This is a genomic window from Pseudomonadota bacterium (assembly GCA_037200975.1).
Classification (GTDB): Bacteria; Pseudomonadota; Gammaproteobacteria; order Steroidobacterales; family Steroidobacteraceae; genus CADEED01.
In genome coordinates this window covers 2,623,658-2,643,407 of sequence record JBBCGI010000001.1, presented here as the reverse complement: position 1 = coordinate 2,643,407, position 19,750 = coordinate 2,623,658, and the positions used below count along the sequence as shown (strand labels likewise).

Genomic DNA, 19,750 nt, shown 5'->3' with positions numbered 1-19,750 from the left:
CGGACAATAGCACCGGCCTACAAAAAGCCGTGACCTGATCGCGATCTGGCGGCCGCGCGCCGGGCTATTCTTCTGCCAAATCGGAGGACGCTCCACCTCATGCCCACGCCGCTTCGCCGCCTGGTTCCAGGCCTCGCCGCCCTGCTCCTGTGCACCGCCGCGCACGCCGCGGAGATCTGGGACGCTCCTTCGTTCACCACGCCCGCGCGCGAGTTGCAGCAGAGCGCCGCCAGCATCAAACGCGAACGCGCCGTCGACATCGTCGTGATGCTCGACGAGCGCATTTTCATCCTCGACGAGCAGCATCGCCTCACGCGCACCAACCGCATGATCTATCGCGTCGATTCGCCGGACGGCGTCGAGCGCTGGGCGGCGAGCAGCGCGCATTGGCAGCCCTGGCACCAGGCGCGCCCGACGATCCGCGCCCGCGTCATCACGCGCGACGGCGGCGAGCACCAGCTCGACCAGAAGCTGTTGCAGGACGCGGGCACGCGCGATCCGGCCGTCAACCAGGTGTACGACGACGATCACGTGCTCGAAGGGCCGTTGCCGGCGGTCGAGATCGGTTCGGTGGTCGAAGAGGAAATCACCGTACGCGACGAGCAGCCGTTCTTCGCGGCGGGCTCGGCGTATCGCGAATTCGTCGGCCGGCCCGTGCCGGTGATGCACACGCGCGTGATCATCGATGCCCCGGAGTCGCTGCCGCTCAAGCGCATGACCCGCCTCCTGCCCAATGCGCAGGTGAAGGAGACGCGCGCCGCCGGCCGCGTGCGCTGGGTGCTCGAGCAGGGTGCGCTCGACGAGATGAGCGAGGTGGCTTCGAACCTGCCCTCCGACACGCCTTCGTGGCCGAGCGTGGAGTTCTCGTCCGGCGCGTCGTGGCAGGCCGTGGCAGCTAACTACCGGCAGATGACGGAAGGCCGCATCCGCAGCGAGGACGCCAAGCCGTTGCTCGCGGGCCTGCGGGTGCCGCCGCGCCTGGGCGCCGCGAACGGCAGCGCCGGCGCCACCATCGGCTCGGGCTTCGCGGATTCGCTGCCGCACTCGCCGACGCGCGAATACATCGGCAAGGTGGTGGAGCGGCTGCATCGCGAAGTGCGCTACACGGGGGTGGAGTTCGGCGCGGCGCGGCTGATCCCGGAATACCCGTCCGAAACGCTGCGGCGCCGCTTCGGCGATTGCAAGGACAAATCCACCTTGTTGGTGGCGGCACTGCGCGCGTCGGGCATCGAGGCGTACCTGGCGCTGCTGGCCGCGGGCGACGATCAGGACATTTCGCCCGATCTGCCGGGCATGGGCATGTTCGATCACGCCATCGTCTACGTGCCGGGCGTGGAGGATCTGTGGATAGACGCCACGGCCGAATATTCACGCGTCGGCACGTTGCCGCCGCCCGACGCGGACCGTCTGGCGCTGGTCATCCGCGAGGGCACGACGGGGCTGATCCGCACGCCGGCGATGCGGTCGCTCGACAACCGCCAGATCGAAACGCGGGATTTTTTCCTCGCGGAATACGGCCCATCGCGCGTGATCGAGACCACGGAAACGCACGGCACGATCGAAGGCGAATATCGCGGCTGGTACGCGGGCCCGGACACGAAGGCGCGGCTCGACGATCTGAAGACCTACGCGCACGACGCGTATCGCGCCAAGGCGCTGCTCAACTACGAACACACGGCGAGCACGGACTTTTCGAAACCGTATTCCATGAGCATCGAGATGAAGGATGCGCCGATCGGCTTCACCGATCTGGAAACCGCGGCGGTGGGCATCAATGTGGCGAACATCGCCGCGCGGCTGCCGGAGTACTTCGACTCGCGTTTGGCGAAGGACGACGAGGAAGACCGCACGCGCACCGCGGATGTGGTGTTCGAGCCGTTCGTCACCGAATGGCGTTATCGCATCCAGCCGCCCGCGGGGTTCCAGGCGCGGCGCCTGCCGTCTAACAACATCGTGAAGCTGGGGCCCGCGGAGCTGATATCGGAGTTCAACGTGACGGCCGACGGCGCGGTGCACGCGTCCTGGCGCTTCGACACCATCAAGAGCCGCTACACGCTCGGTGAAACCGCGGCGCTGCTCAAGGCCTTGCGCGAGCTGACCGCGGCGGAAACGCTGCTGATCGCATTCGACCAGGTGGGCGTGGCCTTACGCGCCGACGGAGATTTCAAGGGCGCGTTGCAGGCGAACGACGCGCTGGTGGCGAAGTATCCGCGCAAGGCGGTGCATCACCTGCGCAGCGCGTCGGCCTTGCTGGACGCGGGCCTGGGTGCGCGTGCGCAGCGTGAAGCCTTGGCCGCCACGAAACTCGAGCCGAAGTCCGCGCTGGCGTGGAAACAGCTGGGCTGGGCGCTGCAACACGACGTGGTCGGCCGCCGTTTCGGTGCGGGTTACGACCGCGCGGGCGCGATCGCTGCGTATCGCAAGGCACGCGTGCTGGAGCCTTTGAACGCCGACATCGCCGCCGACCTCGCGGTGCTGCTCGAACACGATGCGGGCGGCGTGCGTTATTCGCCCTCGGCGAACATGAACGAAGCGATCGCGGAATACCAGGCGCGCCGCAAGATGCTGAGCGAGGACGACGCGAAGTCGGACGAGTTCGCCAACAACCTTTTTTATGCATTGCTGTACGCGAAGCGCTACGAGGAGCTGCGCGAGGCGTTGCGCAAGCAGCCTGCAAACGCGGCGCAGCGCGCGTTGTTGATCACGTCGGTGGCCGCGGAACAGGGCGGACCGGCGGCCATCGAGCTCGCGCGTGCGCTGGTCAGCGGCGAGACGGACCGGCGCAATGCACTGGCCAGCGCCGGAAGCATCCTCATGCGCCTGCGCGAATATTCGAGCGCCGCGGACCTCATCGAAGCGAGCACGCGCGGCCAGACGACCACGGCCGCCAACACGCAGCGCATCGCGATGCTGCGCAAGACGCAGCGGTTCGATGGTGCGTCGATTCAGCCGGTCGATCCGCGCGGCGTGGTGTTGCGTTCGTTCGTCGAGCTGTTGACGGCGGACGGAAGCGAGGCCGGGTTCCGCAAACTACTGAGCAAACGTGCGCAGGCGGCCAACGCGGAGGATTTCCGGCGTGCGCAACGCAGCCTCATCAACGCGCTGACACGGCAGGAGCTGCCGTTCGAAGTGGGCGCGGACCTGCTGTTCGGCAACGTGCGCGTGAACGTGGATGGCGATGACGCGCTGGGTTATCGCGTGCAGTTGCGCGCTGCCGGCGAGTCGCAGGGTTTCTACGTGGTTCAAGAGGGCGGGGCTTATCGCATTCTTACGGTGGCGCCGATGGCCGGGCCGCTCGGGGTGATGGCGCTGGAGCGCATCGACGCGAATGATTTCGGCGGCGCGCGCCGCTGGCTGGATTGGGCGCGTATGGAACTGCGCGCGGCGAATTCCGAGGATCCGCTGGAGGGGCCGGCGTTCGCCCGTGCCTGGACGGTGGGCGCGGAGGCGGACATTGCGGCGGCCCGCGCCGCGGCGGCGATGTTGTTAGCCGACTGCGCGATGGGTGAACGCGCGTTGCCGTTGCTGCTGGTGGCGCGGGCGGGCGCGGTCGAATCGACCGACAAGCTCAGCCTCGATCTCGCATTGGCGAAGGTGTACCTCGAGCTCGGCCAGTGGCCGCAGCTGCAGGAGGTCGCGACGCGGCTGGTGAAGGCCGTGCCGGCATCGGCGCTCGCGTTCCGGTATCAGCAATGGGCCGGCATCCAGTTGCGGCAGTGGGATGCGGTCGAAGTTGCATCGCGCGAACGGCTGGCGCGCCTGCCGGACGATTCCATCGCGCGCGAGATGCTGGTGCATCGAGCCGAGGCGCGCGGCGCGTTCGGTGAGATTCCCGCGATCATGCAGCCACTGCTGGATAGCGGGCGCGCGAGCGCGGCTGACTACAATCAATACGCGTGGTCGGCCTTACTGGCGCAGCCCGTGCCGGAGCAGGCGGTCGAGGCCGCGCGCATGGCGTACGACGAGTCACAGGGACGCAGCTTCGCGATCGCGCATACGCTGGCGTGCGTGTATGCTGCGAGCGGCAAACCCCGCGAGGCACGCGATCTGCTGCTGAAAGGGATGGAACAGCTCGGCATCGACAAGCCCGATGATTCGGCCTGGTATGGCTTCGGCCTGGTAGCCGAGGCGTATGGCGATGCGGGTTCCGCGCGCAGCTACTACGCGCACGTTCAGAAGCCGACGAAGGGCGTGATCCAGGCGAGCAGCGTGTATGCGCTGACGCAAGCGCGCCTAGCGGCCCTGCGGTGAGTGGTGCCGGGGTGCAATTGTCGTAATTAGCTCGGCCGCGCAATGCGCGGCCGAGCTAATTACGACAATTGCACCCCGGCACCACTCACGGTTCGCCCAGCGGTTTCCTGCGCTTCACGCGGATGCTCTCGGCCCATTCCTGCGCGAAGTCGCGCTGCAGGCGCCGGTTCACCAGCGCGGTGACGACCATCGCGATCAACGCGCCGAGCGACGCCAGCGCCATGTCCTTGTGTGCGTCCCACACATCGCCCTGCGTGCCGAGATAGGCCATGCCGAGCTCGCCACCGAAGTACTCCGCCGCGGCCCATTCGATCAGCTCGTACAACATCGACGTCGACATCGTGAGATCGAGCGGCAGGAAATAACCCCAGAAGCCGCGCACGTTGCCGATGCGCAGGAACATCTCGCGGATCGGGTATGCCAGCAGCAGTCCATAGGCGAAATGCACCAGCCGGTCGAAGTGGTTGCGCCCGCCCGCAAGGACCGGAAACCATTCCTGGTACGGCACCTTTGCATACGTGTAGTGCGCGCCGAGCGCGTGCAGCATCATGAAGACGAAGATGCAGGTGTACGACACGCGCGACAGCGGAAACGATTTGTACGACCACACCAGCAGCCCTATGCCGAGCACCACCAGAAAGTTCTCTAGCAGCCAGTCGCTGAAATCCAGCGGCTTGATCGCCATCAGGATCCACCAGACCAGGTAGACGCCACCTAACAACCACAGATAACTCTTGCGCGACATTCTAGGTTTTCCCCACGGAGCGCTTGAGCACGACGCGCTGCCAGTAGCTGGCCAGGTCCGCGCGCAGCTCCGGTATCAATAGATAGACCGCGATCAGGTTCGGGATCGCCATGCTGAAATTCAGCGAATCGACGATGTTGACGATCTGGCTGAGCTTGAGCGTACCCGCGACCGACAGCACCGAGCACAGGAACAGCCGGTATGCCACACGGCTGGAGTAGCGTTCGGAGAACAGCCACGTCCAGGCCTGTTCGCCGTAGTAGCCCCACGACAACACCGTGGACAGCGCAAACAGGATCGCGACCACCGCCAGCACGATCGGAAACCACGGGACCACGGTGGCGAAGGCATCCGACGTCAACGCGATGCCTTCACTCGAGCTGGTTTCGTTCACGCCGGTCACGACGACCACCAGCGCCGTCAGCAGGCAGATGATGACCGTGTCGAGGAACGGCTCCATCAACGCGGCGAAGCCCTGCGACATGGGCTCGTTGGTGCGCACCGTCGCGTGCGCCATCGGCGCGGAGCCGAGCCCCGCCTCGTTAGCGAAGAACGCGCGGCGAAATCCCTGGATCAACGCGCCGACGATACCGCCCGTCACCGCGTCCGCATCGAACGCGCCGCGCACGATGCTCACCAGCGCGTCGGGAACACGCGAGTAGTTCGCGCCTAACACCACCAGCGCCGCGACCACATAGAGCAGGCACATGAACGGCGATAGTTTGTCGGTCCATTTGACGATGCGCTGCACGCCGCCGAACAGGACGATGCCGATCCACACCGCGATGACCAGGCCGAACACGAAGCCGTGGTCGAAACCCGTGACCGCGTGAAACTGCGCGTACGCCTGGTTGACCTGGAAGATGGTGAGCGAACCGCCCACCGCCGCCACGCAGAAAAAGCCCGCGAGAAATTTGCCCAGCCGCGGCATGCCGCGGCGTTCGAGCGCCACGGGGACGTAGTACATCGCGCCGCCCGATACCGTGCCGTCGGGCCGCACCTTGCGGTATTTCACCGAGAGCGTGACCTCGGCGAACTTGGTGCTCATGCCGAGGAATCCCGCGACCACCATCCAGAATGCGGCGCCCGGGCCACCCAGCGTGACCGCGACTGCCACGCCGCCGATGGCGCCGAGTCCGACCGTTCCAGACACTGCCGTGCTCAAGGCCTGGAATGGCGTCGCCTCGCCCGGATGCGATTTATCCGAGTAGTCGCCGCGAATGACCTGCAACGAGTGTTTGAAGCCGCGCAGATTCACGAAGCGGAATGCCAGCGTGCAGACGATGCCGCCCATGATCAGCCAGACGAGAATCAACGGCAGCGGCGCGCCGTGCACGGGGATCGAGAAGAAGACCACTTTTCCGAACCAGTCGGCGACCGGCGCCAACCATGCGTTTATGGTTTCGTCGAGATTCATAAGTGGCGGATTATGGTTCATTGGAACCTGTCAAACCGCAAGAATCGCGACTTGTTTGGCGAAAGGGATGCGCGCCTCGACGCTTTCTCCCGATTTACGTTTCCACCTATTGCGAGCGCGCCGCGACGGCTTCTAACCTGCGCCATCGACATCCGCACGAGGTCGTTCGAGATGGTCCTCCGGGATCGCTTCTTCGGGTTCGCGCTTTGCCTGTTAGGGGCGGGCTCGCTCGCCTGTGCCGGCGACGATCGCAACGAACGCCCGGCCGCCACGCGGGCACCGATGCAGATTCCGCACGCGCAGGATATCGAGCTCGCGTACCAGGCGCGCCGCCGCGATCGCAAGCCGGATAACGTCGAATCCTTCCAGTTTCTCGACTTGACCCCGGGCCTCGCCCCGCTCACCTGGCCCAGGAACAGCGACATGCGCGCGCGCCTGCTCACGCCGGAATTGCGCCGCACACCGGTGGTCGGGTGGATCGCGGAGAACCTCTATCGCAGCAAACGCGACAACGGCTGGTGCCTCGAGGTCGATCCGGGCGAAGGCGAATACGTCGTCTTCTATCGCCTGCACCTGAATTAAAGGGGACATGCCTATTTATCGGTCCGCACCACCTGATCTCGGATGAGCGATTTCGATAAATAGGCATGTCCCCTTTAATTCAGATGCAGGCGCGATACACCTGCGCGACCGAATAACAACGCGCATCCATCGCACGCAGTACCTCCGCCGCTCGCGTCGCCTTCACCGCGTCATTTGCACAGATTTTCCCGGCCAGCCGCAGCGCTTCATCCGCGGCGAGGCTGCGCAGGTTCTGCACCGCGAAACAACGCCCCGGGCGAACCAGCGCGTCGTCGATGTCCGTGACGTTCGGCAGGTTCGTCGTGAAGATGATCTTGCGGCCCTGCGAACGCGCCACTCCATCGGCGATCGCGAGGAACCGGTGCATCTCCTCGTTGCCGCTGGTGCGCGCCTTGAGCAGATGATCGGTGTCTTCGATCACGAACGCGTCGTGCGATCCGGTGATGAATTCGACGAAGATCTCGTCGCTCTGCAACGCGCGCTTGTCCGCGGTGTACATGACTTCGGCGTTCTCGCCCTTGCGGCGCGAGACTTCCGAAAGGATTGCGCGCACCAGGCGTGTCTTTCCCGTGCCCGGCGGGCCTAACAGGATCAACACACACTCCGACGCATCGAGGTATCTGGCGATGAACTGCTGCGCCGGCATTCCGAGCGATGGATAGGCTTCGTCGAGCAGCAGCGGATCGGCCAGCTCCTGGAACGACGCGCTGCGCAGTTCGCCGCCGCTGTTGGTGAATTGCCAGTCGAGCGTGAAGGTCTCGTCGTGCATGCGGGTTTCCGCGGCGATCGTCTCGAGCTGCGCGATCACCTCCTCGGCTCGCACACGGCTTTCGGCCCACAGCGAGAACCAGCACGAGCTGTAGCTGCCCTTGCTGTGTCCCTGCGCGTGGACGAACACGCCGGGCGCGGCGAGCAGCACGACACCTTCGCGCGCGCGATGCGCAACGAACGCGGCATCGAGCGCGAGATCGTCGAAGAAATCCGTGAGTTTCCGGCGCACGGACCAGCGCAGCCGACGATGCACCGGCAGTTGCCGCAAGTCGAACTCGCAGCCCTGCGCGGCGCGCGCCCGCACGATGGCGTCGCCCAGGTTGTACATGTCTTCCTGCAGCGTGACGCTGAGGCTCGCAGTGGCCGCGGCGCGGCTTTCGCGCTCCGCCGGCAGTTTGTAGATCGACATTTCTCTGTTCTCTCTGGCGCGGGGGCGTCGCTCCAAATGACGAGGCCCCGGGGGCGACTGCCGACCGGGGCCTCGTTGAGAGACTTTCCGGAGGGCGGCCTTTGGCAGGCCCTCCGTTCGCGAAGAGCTAGCCGTGTTCCATATCGTCCGCATACGAACGCTTCGCCGGCGGTGCCGCCAGCGCATGCGAAAAGTGCGAATTGGAGTAGTTAGGATTCACAGGGGCGCGCATTGTAGGCGCGTTTGTGTGGCTGTCAAGCGGCGACGCCGATTATTTCGGGAAACTCCTACGGCCCGATCCAATTGCGCGGCGGGCGCTCCCGCACGCCATGGCCCTTGAGCCACTCGTACACCGCCTGCGTCCGCTCCGGATCGATCCAGCGCGTGCCGTGGATGTAGAACGCCGCGACCCGGTTGCCGCTGAAGATCTGCACCTGGTTGTATTTGCCCATGTGCTGCAGGGCAACGCCGTCCATGTTGGTGAGCGTCAGCTGCAGCTCGGAGATGAGATAGCCGTCTTCGAGGGCGAACAGATTGAGGTCCTTCTCCGTCTGCACGTACACGCAGTTGAAGAACTCCGGCGGATCGTCGGTCTCGACCACCGCCGCGGAGCATTGCTCGCGCAGCTTCGCTTCCGTCGGCGTGACACCGGCGGATTGCAGCAGCGTGTCGTCGGTGACCGCCTTCTGCACATCGCGATAGTTGGATGCCGCGGCGACGCCCACGACGAGCGACAAGAGGCTGACGATCAGGGTACGCATCGCCCGACTCTAGGCAGCGTGCCCGCCGCGCGCGGTCAGACGGCATTACCTCGCCGCGCGGAAAAGGGGACATGCCTATTTATGAAGAAGGGTCCCCTTTTTCATAAATAGGCATGTCCCCTTTTCCGCAGGCAAAAAAAAACGCGTACAGGCCCTTCCGTTCCTGTACGCGTCTGTCCAGCAAAAAGTCTCACGAGGGGGGAGGAGAACATTCCGCAGACGATCTAGATAAAGCAATCGCCGTGCCAACTCCAAAAATCCCAAATCCGGCGGGCAAAGGCGCAAATCGGCCGTTTGACAGCCTGTCTGGAGAATGACGTCCCAGGATGAGTGCACTCGGGCCGAAATCGCTTCGATCCGGTGCAATGTGCGGTGCGCAAACCCGGCGAAATGGCCTAGTTGACCCGCACGCGGAATTGCACGGTAAACGTCGGGTTTCCGGTGCCCGCGGCGCTCATGATCCCGCCCGGCGCGACGCGCACGGCCTTCACATTCGCGTCGTAGCCGTTCACATCGGGCACCGGTGTGTACGTCCACGGTCCGCTCGCGCCTACCGACGAATACGACACGTTGCCCGCATAAACGAACGTGAGCCCGCTGGCGTTCGCGCCCACCCCATTCGTGAACACCACCGGGTTCGCCGGCGTCGTCGACACGTACATCGTGGCGCCCGCCGGTACCGCATCGGTGATGACCAGCGTATTCGCGTCCACGGTGCCGGGCCCGCTGTTGGTCACGCTGATGTCGTACTGGATCACCGACAAGGGAATACGCTTCGGCACCGCGCTGCCCGTGGGATCCGAAAGCACCGACGAGGTCTTCACCATCGTGATCGACGGCTGCGGCATCGCCACGATGAAGCTGCCGACACCGAGATCCGTCACGGTGCCCTCGACACCCTCGTTCGCCGTCACGCGCACGGTCCAGCCGCCGAGCGCCGGCGACGCCGGCACGGTGTATTGATACTGCAGCACGCAGGTCGGCGACGTCGTGAGTCCGCAACCGGCCGCCGCTCCCTGCGCCGTCATCGCCACGTTGTTGACCTGTGCGACGTTGGCCGGGTCGACGATCGAGACCGCGGCCCCCGCGATGTCGAAGCTGCCGAACGGATCGCCGACCGTCGCGCGCACGAACACGCTGGTACCGGGATAAAAGGTCGTCTGCACCGCGCCGCCGTTCCAGGCGGCGCTGAACATCTGCACGCTGTCGACATTGATGACGGTGGTCGTGTTCAGCTCGACGCGCGAGTTGTTGGGCACACCGCCCGTGGCGCCGCCGTTGCCGTTGGGCCAGACGTTGAAAGCATTGTTGCCGGCATTGGCCACGGTCAGCGTCAAGGTCGCGCCCGCGGGTACGGTGCGCAACACCGTATTGTTGAGCGTGAAGCTCGCGAGCGCCGGCGCGGTGGTGCTGTTGTTGGGATTGATCGACAACGTCTGCGAGACGCTGAGGCCACCCGCGCTCGAGGCCAGCGTCACGGTGATGTTGCGCGCGCCGGTACCGCCATTACGCGACAACCACAGGCGCACGGGAATGTTGCCCGCCGGCACGACCAGGTTTTTCTGCAGCGCCGGCGCGATGACCCAGGTGTCGTTGCCGTTGGCGGCCACGGACTCCGTGGTATCGGCGGTAGTTGGGCGCACGCGCGACAGCGAACGCACGCCGCCGGCCGTGCGGCGCAGGTACAGGAATTTCACGCCCGCGGCTGGAATCAGCGAGGGATTCACGACCAGCTGTGGCGCCGCCGGACTGTTCTCGGGACCGAATGGATTGTTGACGACGGCCGTGTTGTCGATCGTCTCGCCGGGCGCGGTGCCGGCCACGACGGTCACGTCGAACACCACGGCCGCCTGGCCGCTCGCCGGTACGGTAATGCCCGACACCGTGATCTGGCCATTGTTGTTGGCGCCGGCCGGGGCCGGTGCGAACGCGGTGGTCGCGCCAACGGGCACCGAGACAAAGCCGGCAAACGTCGTGTTGTCCGGAATGCTGTCGACCACCGAGACGTTGATCGCCTGGCCGCCAGCGGACTCCTTGAGCGTCACGGTGTAACGCAGGATGTCGCCCGGAGAGGCTTCGCCACCGTTGATGTCCACCACCGTCTTGGTCGAGGTAGACACGTTCGGGTCGATCGTCGCGGTCACGTCGGTGGCCGTGTCGTTCGCGGCGTTCGAGTCGTAGCTCGCAGAGCTCACGGTGACGGTGTTCGTCACGGACGCGGCCGCGGCTTCCAGCACGTTCACGGTCAGCGTGATCGGCGGCAACGACGCGCCTTCGTTGAGAATCGGCGCGTGGGTGCAGGTGATCACCTGCGCGACGGCGGCGCAGGTCCAGCCCGTGCCGGTCGCGGAATTGAACGTGAGCCCGGCGGGCAAGGTGTCCTTGACCGTGACGATGTTGTCTTCGCGCTCGATGTTCGGGCCGGAGCCGTTCGACACGGTGATCGTGTACTGCCCGGTGGCGCCGGATATGAACGTGCCCGTATGCGACGCCGTGACGCCCAGGTCCACCGCCGGATCGGAGGTCGCACTGACCACCTGCGCCATCAGCAGCACGAGGTCCGCGCCCGCGGAGTAGACCGTGGTGGCGCTGGTCTGCCCGGGCGCAAGCAGCGCGCTCACGTCGTACTGGTCGACGTCGATGCCGTAACTCGTGACGCTGCCGGCGCTGCTGATGGTGCCGTCGAACTGCTGCACGACCGGGTCGCTGCCGGCCGGTACGAGGCCGTCGTCGAGCAGCGTGCCGTTGAATCGCAGCGCTTCGCTGACGCCGCCCGAGGCGGTGGAATTCTGCGGATCGCCCTCGAGCGTGAAGACCGCGATGCGGCCGTCGATGTTCGTCGCGGGTACACGGAAGCCGCTCGGCGTCTGCGTCATCTGGCTGCCGTAGAAATAGTCGAGGCCGTCGTAGATGTTGATGGCGCGCAGGCGCTCGGCCGCGCCTTCGTACACCACGACCAGCGACCAGCCGCCGACCACGGCCTCGGATCCGCACCATGGCGTGCCGGTGCTGACGGTGAGCCCGCCGAACGTATAACTGCCGTTGCCGGGGACGAGGCTGGTGACATCGGCAAAGGCGCCGAAGAAATTGAACGCGGTGCCGTTGTTGAACGTACGGGCGAAAGTGCGCGTCGCGGTGACGGTGGTGCCATTCAGCGTGACGCTGGTGTCGGCCGAGTTCCCCGAGCCGCCCCAATACAGGTACGCGTTGCGCACCGTACGCAGGGCGGGGATGCCGGAGAGATTCTGCGTGCTCGTCGTGTTGATGGAGCAGGCGTTGGTCGTGTTCGGTGCGCTGCGCAGCGAACCGCCGGTGGTGACGAAATTGATGTTGCCGGTGTCGCGCTTGTAGAGCGATATGGTCTGCGCGAACGCGGTGTTCGCGCCGCACAGCGCGAGCAACAGCAACGCAAAAAGACATCCACGGCTCTGGCGGCCGCGGATGCCGCTGACCGACGGCTCTCTCATGGGTTTTACTTTAAGCACTCACGCTGCAGCGCGACTGTGCACGGCTCTCAGAATGCGGGCACCCGTAAGTGCCGGATTGCGAACGAGTTCACACCGCCTGGAGCGGCGCGACGTGCAGCACGGGACCGGTCGGCAAGCCCGTTGGAGAGCCCCCGGCAGGCTCCAGGGTGACGGCCAACTGCTTGGCGCCATGCAGTGCGGACCGCTGCGCGGGGTTCAGGGCCCGGTGGTGGTCGCCGGTGACCGGCAGCAGACCCAGGGACACCGGCGTGCCACTCGCAGTCAACGCCCACAACTCGAGCGCTTTGCCCGGCGGCAGATCGTGCACCACGTGCACGTGCATGCTGAGCTCCTGGTTGTCGCCGAGCAGCTCGACGCGCCAGTAGATAGTCTGCGGGTCCGCCTGGATGAACGCCTTCTGAGTCGCCGCGAGCTGCGGCGCCTTGATGACGGTGCCGCCGAACCGCTGTACGGCGAACACGCCGAGCAGCGCGACGAACAGCAGCGACGCGGCAAGGGCGAGGTAACGCGCCACCGGCGCGCGGCCGAGCTTGCGCAGTTCGAGGCGTGACTCGATGCCCTGCCACACGGTGGCCGGCGGCGCGATCGCCGTGAGCGGCGGCTCGAGACCCGAGAGTCTTTCTTCCCACGCCTTCACCAGAGCCTCCACCTGCGGCGACAGCAGCCAGCGCTCGAAACGCCGGCGCGCGCGAAATCGCAGCGTGCCCAGTACGTATTCCGCCGCGAGCCGGTCCAGCAGTTCACGGTTGGCAGTCTTCACGTGGGCTGCCCCTCGGAAGAGAGACATTCCTTGAGGCTCAGCAGGCCACGGCGGATCCAGCTCTTGACGCTGCCGAGCGGGCTCGCCGTGGCGCGCGCGATCTCATCGTGCGAACGGCCTTCGACGAAGGCGAGCGTGAGGCAGGTACGCGTGTTGTCGTTGAGCTGGCCGATGCAGAAATCGAAGTTGTTAGGCTTTTCGATCGCGTCGGGTACGGATTCATCTGCAATGTCGTTCAAGGCGTCGTCGCCAACCAGTGTCATGCGCTCGCGGCGCATGAGGTCGATGGCGCAATAACGCGCGATGGTCACCATCCAGGCGAGTGCGCGGCCGCGGTGCGCCTCGAACTGCGCGGCCCTCTCCCAGATGCGCACGTAGACGTCCTGCAAGGCTTCTTCCGCCACGCTGCGCCGGCGCAACATGCGCAGCAGACGGGCGAACAGGATCGGCGAGGTCTTGTCGTACAGCGAGCGGAAGGCGGCCGGATCGCGGGCGGCACAGCGCTGCAGGAGCTGGGCGAGCTCGATCTCCGGCGGCAGGCTGTCTATCCGGTGCATGTGCTGATCTACGAAGGCGTTCCTTTGCCGGATGCAAGGCTAGCACGGCGGGTTACATATGCCGGAGAATGCGCGGCCCCATGACTTCATCACGCGCCGCACTCACCTTCGTCCTGCTGTCGGTATTCATCGACAGCCTGGGGTTCGGCATCATCATCCCGTCGCTGCCGACGGTGATCATGCAATTGACCGGTGAGCCGGTGAGCACCGCCGCCGACTGGAGCGGCTACCTGATGGCGGTGTACGCGCTGCTGCAGTTCTTCATGGCGCCGGTGTTCGGAAACTTGAGCGACCGGTTCGGGCGGCGGCCGTTGCTGCTGGCGTCGTTGTTCGCGTTCGGCGTGGATTTCCTGCTGACCGGCATGGCGACTTCCATGTTGTGGCTGTTCATCGGGCGCGCGTTCGCTGGCGTGTTCGGCGCGTCGTTCTCGGCGGCGGGCGCGTACATCGGTGACATCAGCGACGACAGCAATCGTGCCAAGAACTTCGGCTTCATCGGCGCGGCCTGGGGCTGCGGGTTCACGCTCGGGCCGGTGATCGGCGGATTCGTGGCGGAGCACATCGATCCGCGCGCGCCGTTTTTCGTGGCGGCGGGGCTGGCGTTTGCGAACGTGGCGTTTGGACTGTTCGCGTTGCCGGAGTCGCTGCCGGTCGCGTTGCGCCGCCCTTTCGATTGGAAACGTGCGAATCCATTTGGGGCGTTCAAGAGCCTGGCCCATCTACCGATGGTGGCGGGATTGTTGTTCGCGATGTTCCTGTACCAGATCGCGCACGACTCGCTGCCGGCGGTGTGGATGTTCTACACGCAGTACAAGTTCGGCTGGACACCGGCGCAGATGGGGTTGTCGCTCACGTTCGTGGGGATCATGACGGTGATCGTCATGGGGGGATTGACCGGCGTGGTGGTGCCGCGGCTCGGCGAGCGGCGGGCCATCCTGCTGGGGTTCGGATTGATGACGGTGGGTTTTCTCGGCTACGCGTTCGCGTCGCAGGGCTGGATGATTTACGCGGCGCTGGCGATCGGGTCGCTGGGCGGCATCGCGAACCCCGCTGTGCAGAGCGTGATGTCGAAGCAGGCCGGGCCGAGCGCGCAGGGAGAGCTGCAGGGCGCGAATGCGAGCATCACGAGCGTCGCGGCGGTGTTGTCGCCGCTCTTCATGACGCAGACGTTCAGCTATTTTTCCGCGGCGGATGCGCCGGTACATTTCCCCGGCGCGCCGTACCTCGTCTCCGGCGTGCTGGTGTTCTGCTGCGTGCTGATCTGCGCGCGGGCGGTGAGGTTGGGGGCGTAAGTCGGTGCCGGGTGAGACTTGTGAAAAAGGGGACAGATCTATTTTTCACGTGAGTGCTTGGAGTACGGCACGGCGCCCGAGAAAAATAGATCTGTCCCCTTTTTCACAAGTCTCACCCGGCACCGACTTACTCCCGCTACATCGCCACCTTCGGCCACAGCCAGCCGAACACGCCGGCCATGACGAGGCTGTAGATCAGGCCGTCGAACATCAGCTTGAACGTCGTGCTCCACTTGCGCGAATACCAGATCGAATTCACCGGCAGACCTAGCACCAGCGCCATGAACGCGGCGCTGCCGACGTAGCGGAATACGTCTAGATAGTGGGCGCCGGGCGCGAGCGCATGCGAGGCGATGTACCCCGCGAACAACGCGATCAGCAGCAGGTGCAGGAACCACAGCGCCATCATCGGCCCCATCCCGGGCATGCCGTTCGGGCGCACCGTGAGCATCAACACCGGGCCCTCGTTCATTTTCTGCAGGAATTCCGGCGAACGCATCTCGGCGTGTGTGTCACAACGCGGCAGCATGTACTCGCCGGGCGGAATCCCGAGCGGCCCGAGCGCGGCGCGCGTCCGGTCTTCTTCGGGGACCTTGGGAAAATCGTTGCGATGCCAGAACGGCCCCACGTGGAAAACCGCACTCAGCAGGTGGACGAAAACGGCGGCTAACAGGATCGGCAGCCACAACGCGGCTAGTTCGGTCATCTCGCTCTCCCCGGTTCTTGTTGTCGTAGGCCGCGTGCATTCTGCAGCGGAACTCCTTGGCAAACAACCGCTTGCGCCGAAGCGAGTGGATCGCGATGCCGCACGGGCGCGGGGCAGCCGATGGCGGCCGGTCACACCATGTCAGCCGCCTCCCACACCCACCCTGCCTGCGCCGCCGAGTGCGCGTGACCCGCGAATGGCTTTTGCTAGGCATGTTCTTGTTTGGCCGACGAGCCGGCGGTGCGCCCCGGGGCGCAAGCGTCGAACGTAGTTAGGCAACAGGGAAATCGCCAGGGAATCCGCGGACGGCATGTGCGGCGCCCGTTCGCCTCGCGACCCGCCATCGTCCGGCTCGTCGGCCGGAACATCCGCACCCCTCGTCCGGCGGGCGCGGCCCGCATTTCTGCCACACTAGCGTCCCGATTCGCGCGGACGCCCATGGAAAACATCTCGGTCTCGACGGTTCTCACGATGGACGACTGGCGCGCGCTGAGCGCCGCCGCGCGGCAGCGCCTGTGGACACCGGCAAGCCGTTGGCGCCGATGGCTGCTGCGGGCGCCGTTCATCCTGCTCGTGCTGATGCTGCTGGGCGGAATGCTGCTCATGCCGACCGACCCGGAAATCCGCGCCTTCGTGATCGGCATCTTCGGCACCTTCCTGCTAGGCGCCATACAGGCACAGATTGCCGGGCGCGGCGCGGACCCCATGGCCGACGGGATGTTCCTCGGCCCCACGCGTTTCGTGTTCGGTGCCGATGGCATCCAATGGGAACACGTCGACTCGTCCGCGCACGTGGCATGGGCCAAGGTGCTGGAGATTGAAGCGACTTCGACTCACGTCTTCCTCTGGGTCGCCGTGAATTCCGGCTACGCGGTGCCCGCGCGGGATCTGTCCGGGGGACTGAACGCGACGATCCTCGCGCAACGGCTGCGTGCATTCATCGCCGACGCAAAAGCCGGCGGCGCCCTGGTGGCGGCGTCCAACTTCTCCGTCCCGCCTCCGGCGCCGGACACGCTGCCCTCACCGCTGCATTTCAGCATCGCGCAGCAGCTCGCCGCTGCGGGCAAACTACTGCTCCTGCTGCGCGCCGACGCCGCCCGGCTCGCCGGCAGCGACGGCGCCATCGCGCTGCTTGGGGCGATGGCGTTGGCGCTCTGGCTGCCGCTCGACCGGCTCATTTTCCCGGGCCCGATGGATTTCGTGCTCGAACAGATCGGCGGCCTGAGCTTCGTGATCGCGGGCGCACTGGCATTGGCCTGGATCGCGGGGCGGCTCAGCGTGCCGCGCATCGAGTACCGGCGCGCCCTGCTGGTCGTGACTGCCTCGATGTTCATTGCGATCGCGGGCTCGGCGTCGTTCAACCTGTTCGCGGAGCGCTGGTTCCCGGGCACGCTGGTGGCGCTCGCCGCCGCCGCGTATGCGACGTTGTTTTTCAAGCGGGCGCTGCGCACGCTGACCGGCTTCGTCCAGACCCGTGCGCTGCTGGTGGGTGCCGTCGCGACTTTCGTGTTCGTTCTGACGATGGACCGCCTCTATATCACACCCAGCCTGTGGGCCTACCCGGATGAGGACGGCGCCGGGCTCGACGGCGGCGCTAACTACCAGGATGCGTGGCGGCGCATCGAAGACCTGCAGTTCGATCAGCGCGCCCGCATCGATGCGCAGGTGGCCGGCATCGCGGCGCAATCGGCCGCGGATGCACAGGTTTATTTCGTCGGGTTCGCAGGTTACGGCGAGCAGCGCGTGTTCGCGCAGGAGATCGGGCTCGCGGCAAAACAGGTGGCGCAACGCTACGACGCTGGCGAGCGCGAAATCCTGCTCGTCAACGACCGGCGCGATCTCGAGAAGTATCCTTTGGCGACGGCGCGCGCGCTGCGCCACACCCTGGTGTCGCTCGGCAAGGTGATGGACGCGGACGATGTGTTGTTCCTCGCGTTGTCGTCACACGGCGATGAGGATGCGACTTTGTCGGTTTCCAACGCCGGGATGATGCCGGGCGAGCTCGATTCCGGGCAGGTCGCCGATGCCCTGCGCGAATCCGGCATCCGCTGGAAGGTGATCGTCATTTCCGCCTGCCATGCGGGCAGCTTCATCGAGGCGCTCGCGGATGATCACACGATCGTGTTGACCGCGGCCGCGGCAGACAGGACTTCGTTCGGCTGCGCGGACGACCGCGATCTCACCTACTTCGGCGAGGCGTTCTATCGGGATGCGTTGCCGAAGGCGGCTTCGTTGCGCGCCGCGTTCGAGGCGGCCAAGGCGAGCATCGCGCAACGCGAGAAGGCGGAGGGGATCGACGCGTCGAATCCGCAGGCTTCTTACGGCGCGGCGATTGAGGCGAAACTCGCCGGCATCGAAACGGCCGCGGGCGCGCGGTAAGGCGGTGCCGGGTGAGACTTAGAATTTGAAAAAGGGGACAGATCTATTTTTCGTGAAACTTCATCAAGGTAGCACGGCAGTCGGCGAAAAATAGATCTGTCCCCTTTTTCAAATTCTAAGTCCCACCTGGCACCGACTTACGGTAGTTCGGTCGCGCCCATCAGCCAGCGGTCGCACTCGCGCGCGGCTCCGCGGCCTTCGTTGATGGCCCACACGACTAGGCTCTGGCCGCGGCGCGCATCGCCGGCGGCGAAGACGCCCGGCACGCTGGTGCCGTACTTGCCGTACTCCGCCTTCACGTTCGAACGCGGGTCGGTCTCGACCTTGAGATCCTTGAGCAGCGCCTGCTCGGGTCCGAGGAACCCCATGGCCAGCAGCACCAGCTGCGCAGGATGTTCTTTTTCGCTGCCAGGCTCTTCCACCGGGACGAACTGACCCTTGTCGTTCTTCTCCCAGCGGATATTCACGGTGACGACCGCGGCGAGGTTGCCCGCGCCGTCGTCCTTGAGCTTCTTCACGGTAGTCAGATAGACGCGCGGGTCAGCCCCGAATTTCGCGGCGGCTTCTTCCTGCCCGTAGTCCATCTTGTAGACCTTGGGCCACTCCGGCCACGGATTGTCCGCGGCGCGATCCATCGGCGGCATCGCCATGATCTCGATCTGCGTGATGCTCTTGCAGCCATGGCGCAGCGAGGTACCGACGCAATCGGTGCCGGTATCGCCGCCTCCCAGTACCACGACATCCTTGCCGTCCGCGTAGATCGGCGTGGAACTCGGCTTGTCCCTGAGCACCGCCTGCGTGCTGGCGGTCAGGAAATCCATCGCGAAGTGCACGCCCTTGAGCTGGCGGCCCTCGACGGGCAAATCGCGCGGCACGGTGGCGCCGGTGCAGATCACCGTCGCATCGAAATCCTTCATCAGCAGTTCCGCCTCGACGTTCTCGCCGACGGTCGCATTGCACAGGAACTTGACGCCTTCTTTCTCGAGCAATGACACGCGCCGGGCGACCACCTCGCGCTTGTCGAGCTTCATGTTGGGGATGCCGTAGGTCAGCAAACCACCCGGACGATCCGCGCGCTCGAGCACGGTCACGTTGTGCCCCGCCTTGTTCAGCTGCGCCGCGGCCGCCAGGCCCGCTGGGCCCGACCCGATCACCGCGACTTTCTTGCCGGTGCGCGTGGTGGGTGGCTCCGCGACGATCCAGCCTTCGTCGAAGCCCTTGTCGACGATGGCGTTCTCGATGTTCTTGATGGTGACCGGCGGCTCGTTGATGCCGAGCACGCAGGACCCTTCGCAGGGCGCCGGACACACGCGCCCGGTGAACTCGGGAAAGTTGTTGGTGCGATGCAGCCGGTCGAGCGCCTCGCGCCACAACCCGCGGAACACCAGATCGTTCCACTCGGGAATGAGATTGTTCACCGGGCACCCCGACGCCATGCCGGAGATCAGTTTCCCCGTGTGGCAGAACGGCACGCCGCAGTCCATGCAGCGCGCGCCCTGCTGGCGCAGGCGCTTCTCGTCCATGTGGTGGTGGAACTCGTTCCAGTCGCGCACACGCTCGACCGGCGTGCGATCCACCGGCAGTTCGCGCAGGTACTCTATGAATCCGGTTGGCTTTCCCATCTAACTTCTT

The 19,750-nt window shown here is 65.6% G+C and carries 13 protein-coding genes; 4 read left to right on the top strand and 9 right to left on the bottom strand.

What is annotated here, in order from left to right:
• Positions 1 to 99 precede the first annotated feature (99 nt).
• On the top strand, positions 100 to 4,251 hold the full coding sequence (locus tag WDO72_11875; protein MEJ0086377.1) for a DUF3857 domain-containing protein: 4,152 nt from the start codon (positions 100 to 102) through the stop codon (positions 4,249 to 4,251).
• Between the two features lie 85 nt (positions 4,252 to 4,336).
• Here the strand turns inward: WDO72_11875 and WDO72_11870 are convergent, their stop codons facing one another.
• On the bottom strand, positions 4,337 to 4,996 hold the full coding sequence (locus tag WDO72_11870) for a DUF2238 domain-containing protein (protein MEJ0086376.1): 660 nt from the start codon (positions 4,994 to 4,996) through the stop codon (positions 4,337 to 4,339).
• A 1-nt stretch (position 4,997) separates the two neighbouring features.
• Positions 4,998 to 6,413 (bottom strand): alanine/glycine:cation symporter family protein, encoded by a 1,416-nt coding sequence (locus tag WDO72_11865; protein ID MEJ0086375.1) that lies wholly within the window; start codon positions 6,411 to 6,413, stop codon positions 4,998 to 5,000.
• A gap of 171 nt (positions 6,414 to 6,584) precedes the next feature.
• Here WDO72_11865 and WDO72_11860 point away from each other — a divergent pair, with 171 nt between their 5' ends.
• The gene (locus WDO72_11860) at positions 6,585 to 6,995 is read left to right on the top strand and encodes a hypothetical protein (GenBank protein MEJ0086374.1); all 411 of its coding nucleotides are present in this window, start codon (positions 6,585 to 6,587) and stop codon (positions 6,993 to 6,995) included.
• 79 nt (positions 6,996 to 7,074) lie between these two features.
• Here WDO72_11860 and WDO72_11855 read toward each other — a convergent pair whose 3' ends face one another.
• The 5 genes from WDO72_11855 to WDO72_11835 all read right to left on the bottom strand — a co-directional run bounded on the left by WDO72_11855 (position 7,075) and on the right by WDO72_11835 (position 13,741).
• Positions 7,075 to 8,175, bottom strand: coding sequence for an AAA family ATPase (locus WDO72_11855; protein MEJ0086373.1), 1,101 nt, complete (start codon positions 8,173 to 8,175; stop codon positions 7,075 to 7,077).
• Positions 8,176 to 8,462: 287 nt separating this feature from the next.
• Positions 8,463 to 8,936, bottom strand: a complete 474-nt coding sequence (locus WDO72_11850) for a hypothetical protein (GenBank protein ID MEJ0086372.1) — start codon at positions 8,934 to 8,936, stop codon at positions 8,463 to 8,465.
• Between the two features lie 395 nt (positions 8,937 to 9,331).
• Positions 9,332 to 12,403, bottom strand: coding sequence for a hypothetical protein (locus tag WDO72_11845; protein MEJ0086371.1), 3,072 nt, complete (start codon positions 12,401 to 12,403; stop codon positions 9,332 to 9,334).
• 88 nt (positions 12,404 to 12,491) lie between these two features.
• Positions 12,492 to 13,184, bottom strand: a complete 693-nt coding sequence (locus WDO72_11840) for an anti-sigma factor (GenBank protein ID MEJ0086370.1) — start codon at positions 13,182 to 13,184, stop codon at positions 12,492 to 12,494.
• A complete protein-coding gene (locus WDO72_11835) occupies positions 13,181 to 13,741 on the bottom strand; it encodes a sigma-70 family RNA polymerase sigma factor (protein ID MEJ0086369.1) in 561 nt (186 codons plus the stop codon). Before WDO72_11835 ends, WDO72_11840 begins: the two co-directional genes overlap by 4 nt.
• Before the next feature lie 80 nt (positions 13,742 to 13,821).
• Between WDO72_11835 and WDO72_11830 the strand changes: the two genes are divergently transcribed.
• On the top strand, positions 13,822 to 15,033 hold the full coding sequence (locus WDO72_11830; GenBank protein MEJ0086368.1) for a TCR/Tet family MFS transporter: 1,212 nt from the start codon (positions 13,822 to 13,824) through the stop codon (positions 15,031 to 15,033).
• 136 nt (positions 15,034 to 15,169) lie between these two features.
• Here the strand turns inward: WDO72_11830 and WDO72_11825 are convergent, their stop codons facing one another.
• A complete protein-coding gene (locus tag WDO72_11825) occupies positions 15,170 to 15,739 on the bottom strand; it encodes a hypothetical protein (protein MEJ0086367.1) in 570 nt (189 codons plus the stop codon).
• Positions 15,740 to 16,177: 438 nt separating this feature from the next.
• Between WDO72_11825 and WDO72_11820 the strand changes: the two genes are divergently transcribed.
• On the top strand, positions 16,178 to 18,118 hold the full coding sequence (locus tag WDO72_11820; GenBank protein MEJ0086366.1) for a C13 family peptidase: 1,941 nt from the start codon (positions 16,178 to 16,180) through the stop codon (positions 18,116 to 18,118).
• A 137-nt stretch (positions 18,119 to 18,255) separates the two neighbouring features.
• Here the strand turns inward: WDO72_11820 and WDO72_11815 are convergent, their stop codons facing one another.
• Positions 18,256 to 19,740, bottom strand: a complete 1,485-nt coding sequence (locus tag WDO72_11815) for a glutamate synthase subunit beta (GenBank protein MEJ0086365.1) — start codon at positions 19,738 to 19,740, stop codon at positions 18,256 to 18,258.
• Positions 19,741 to 19,750: the final 10 nt, after the last annotated feature.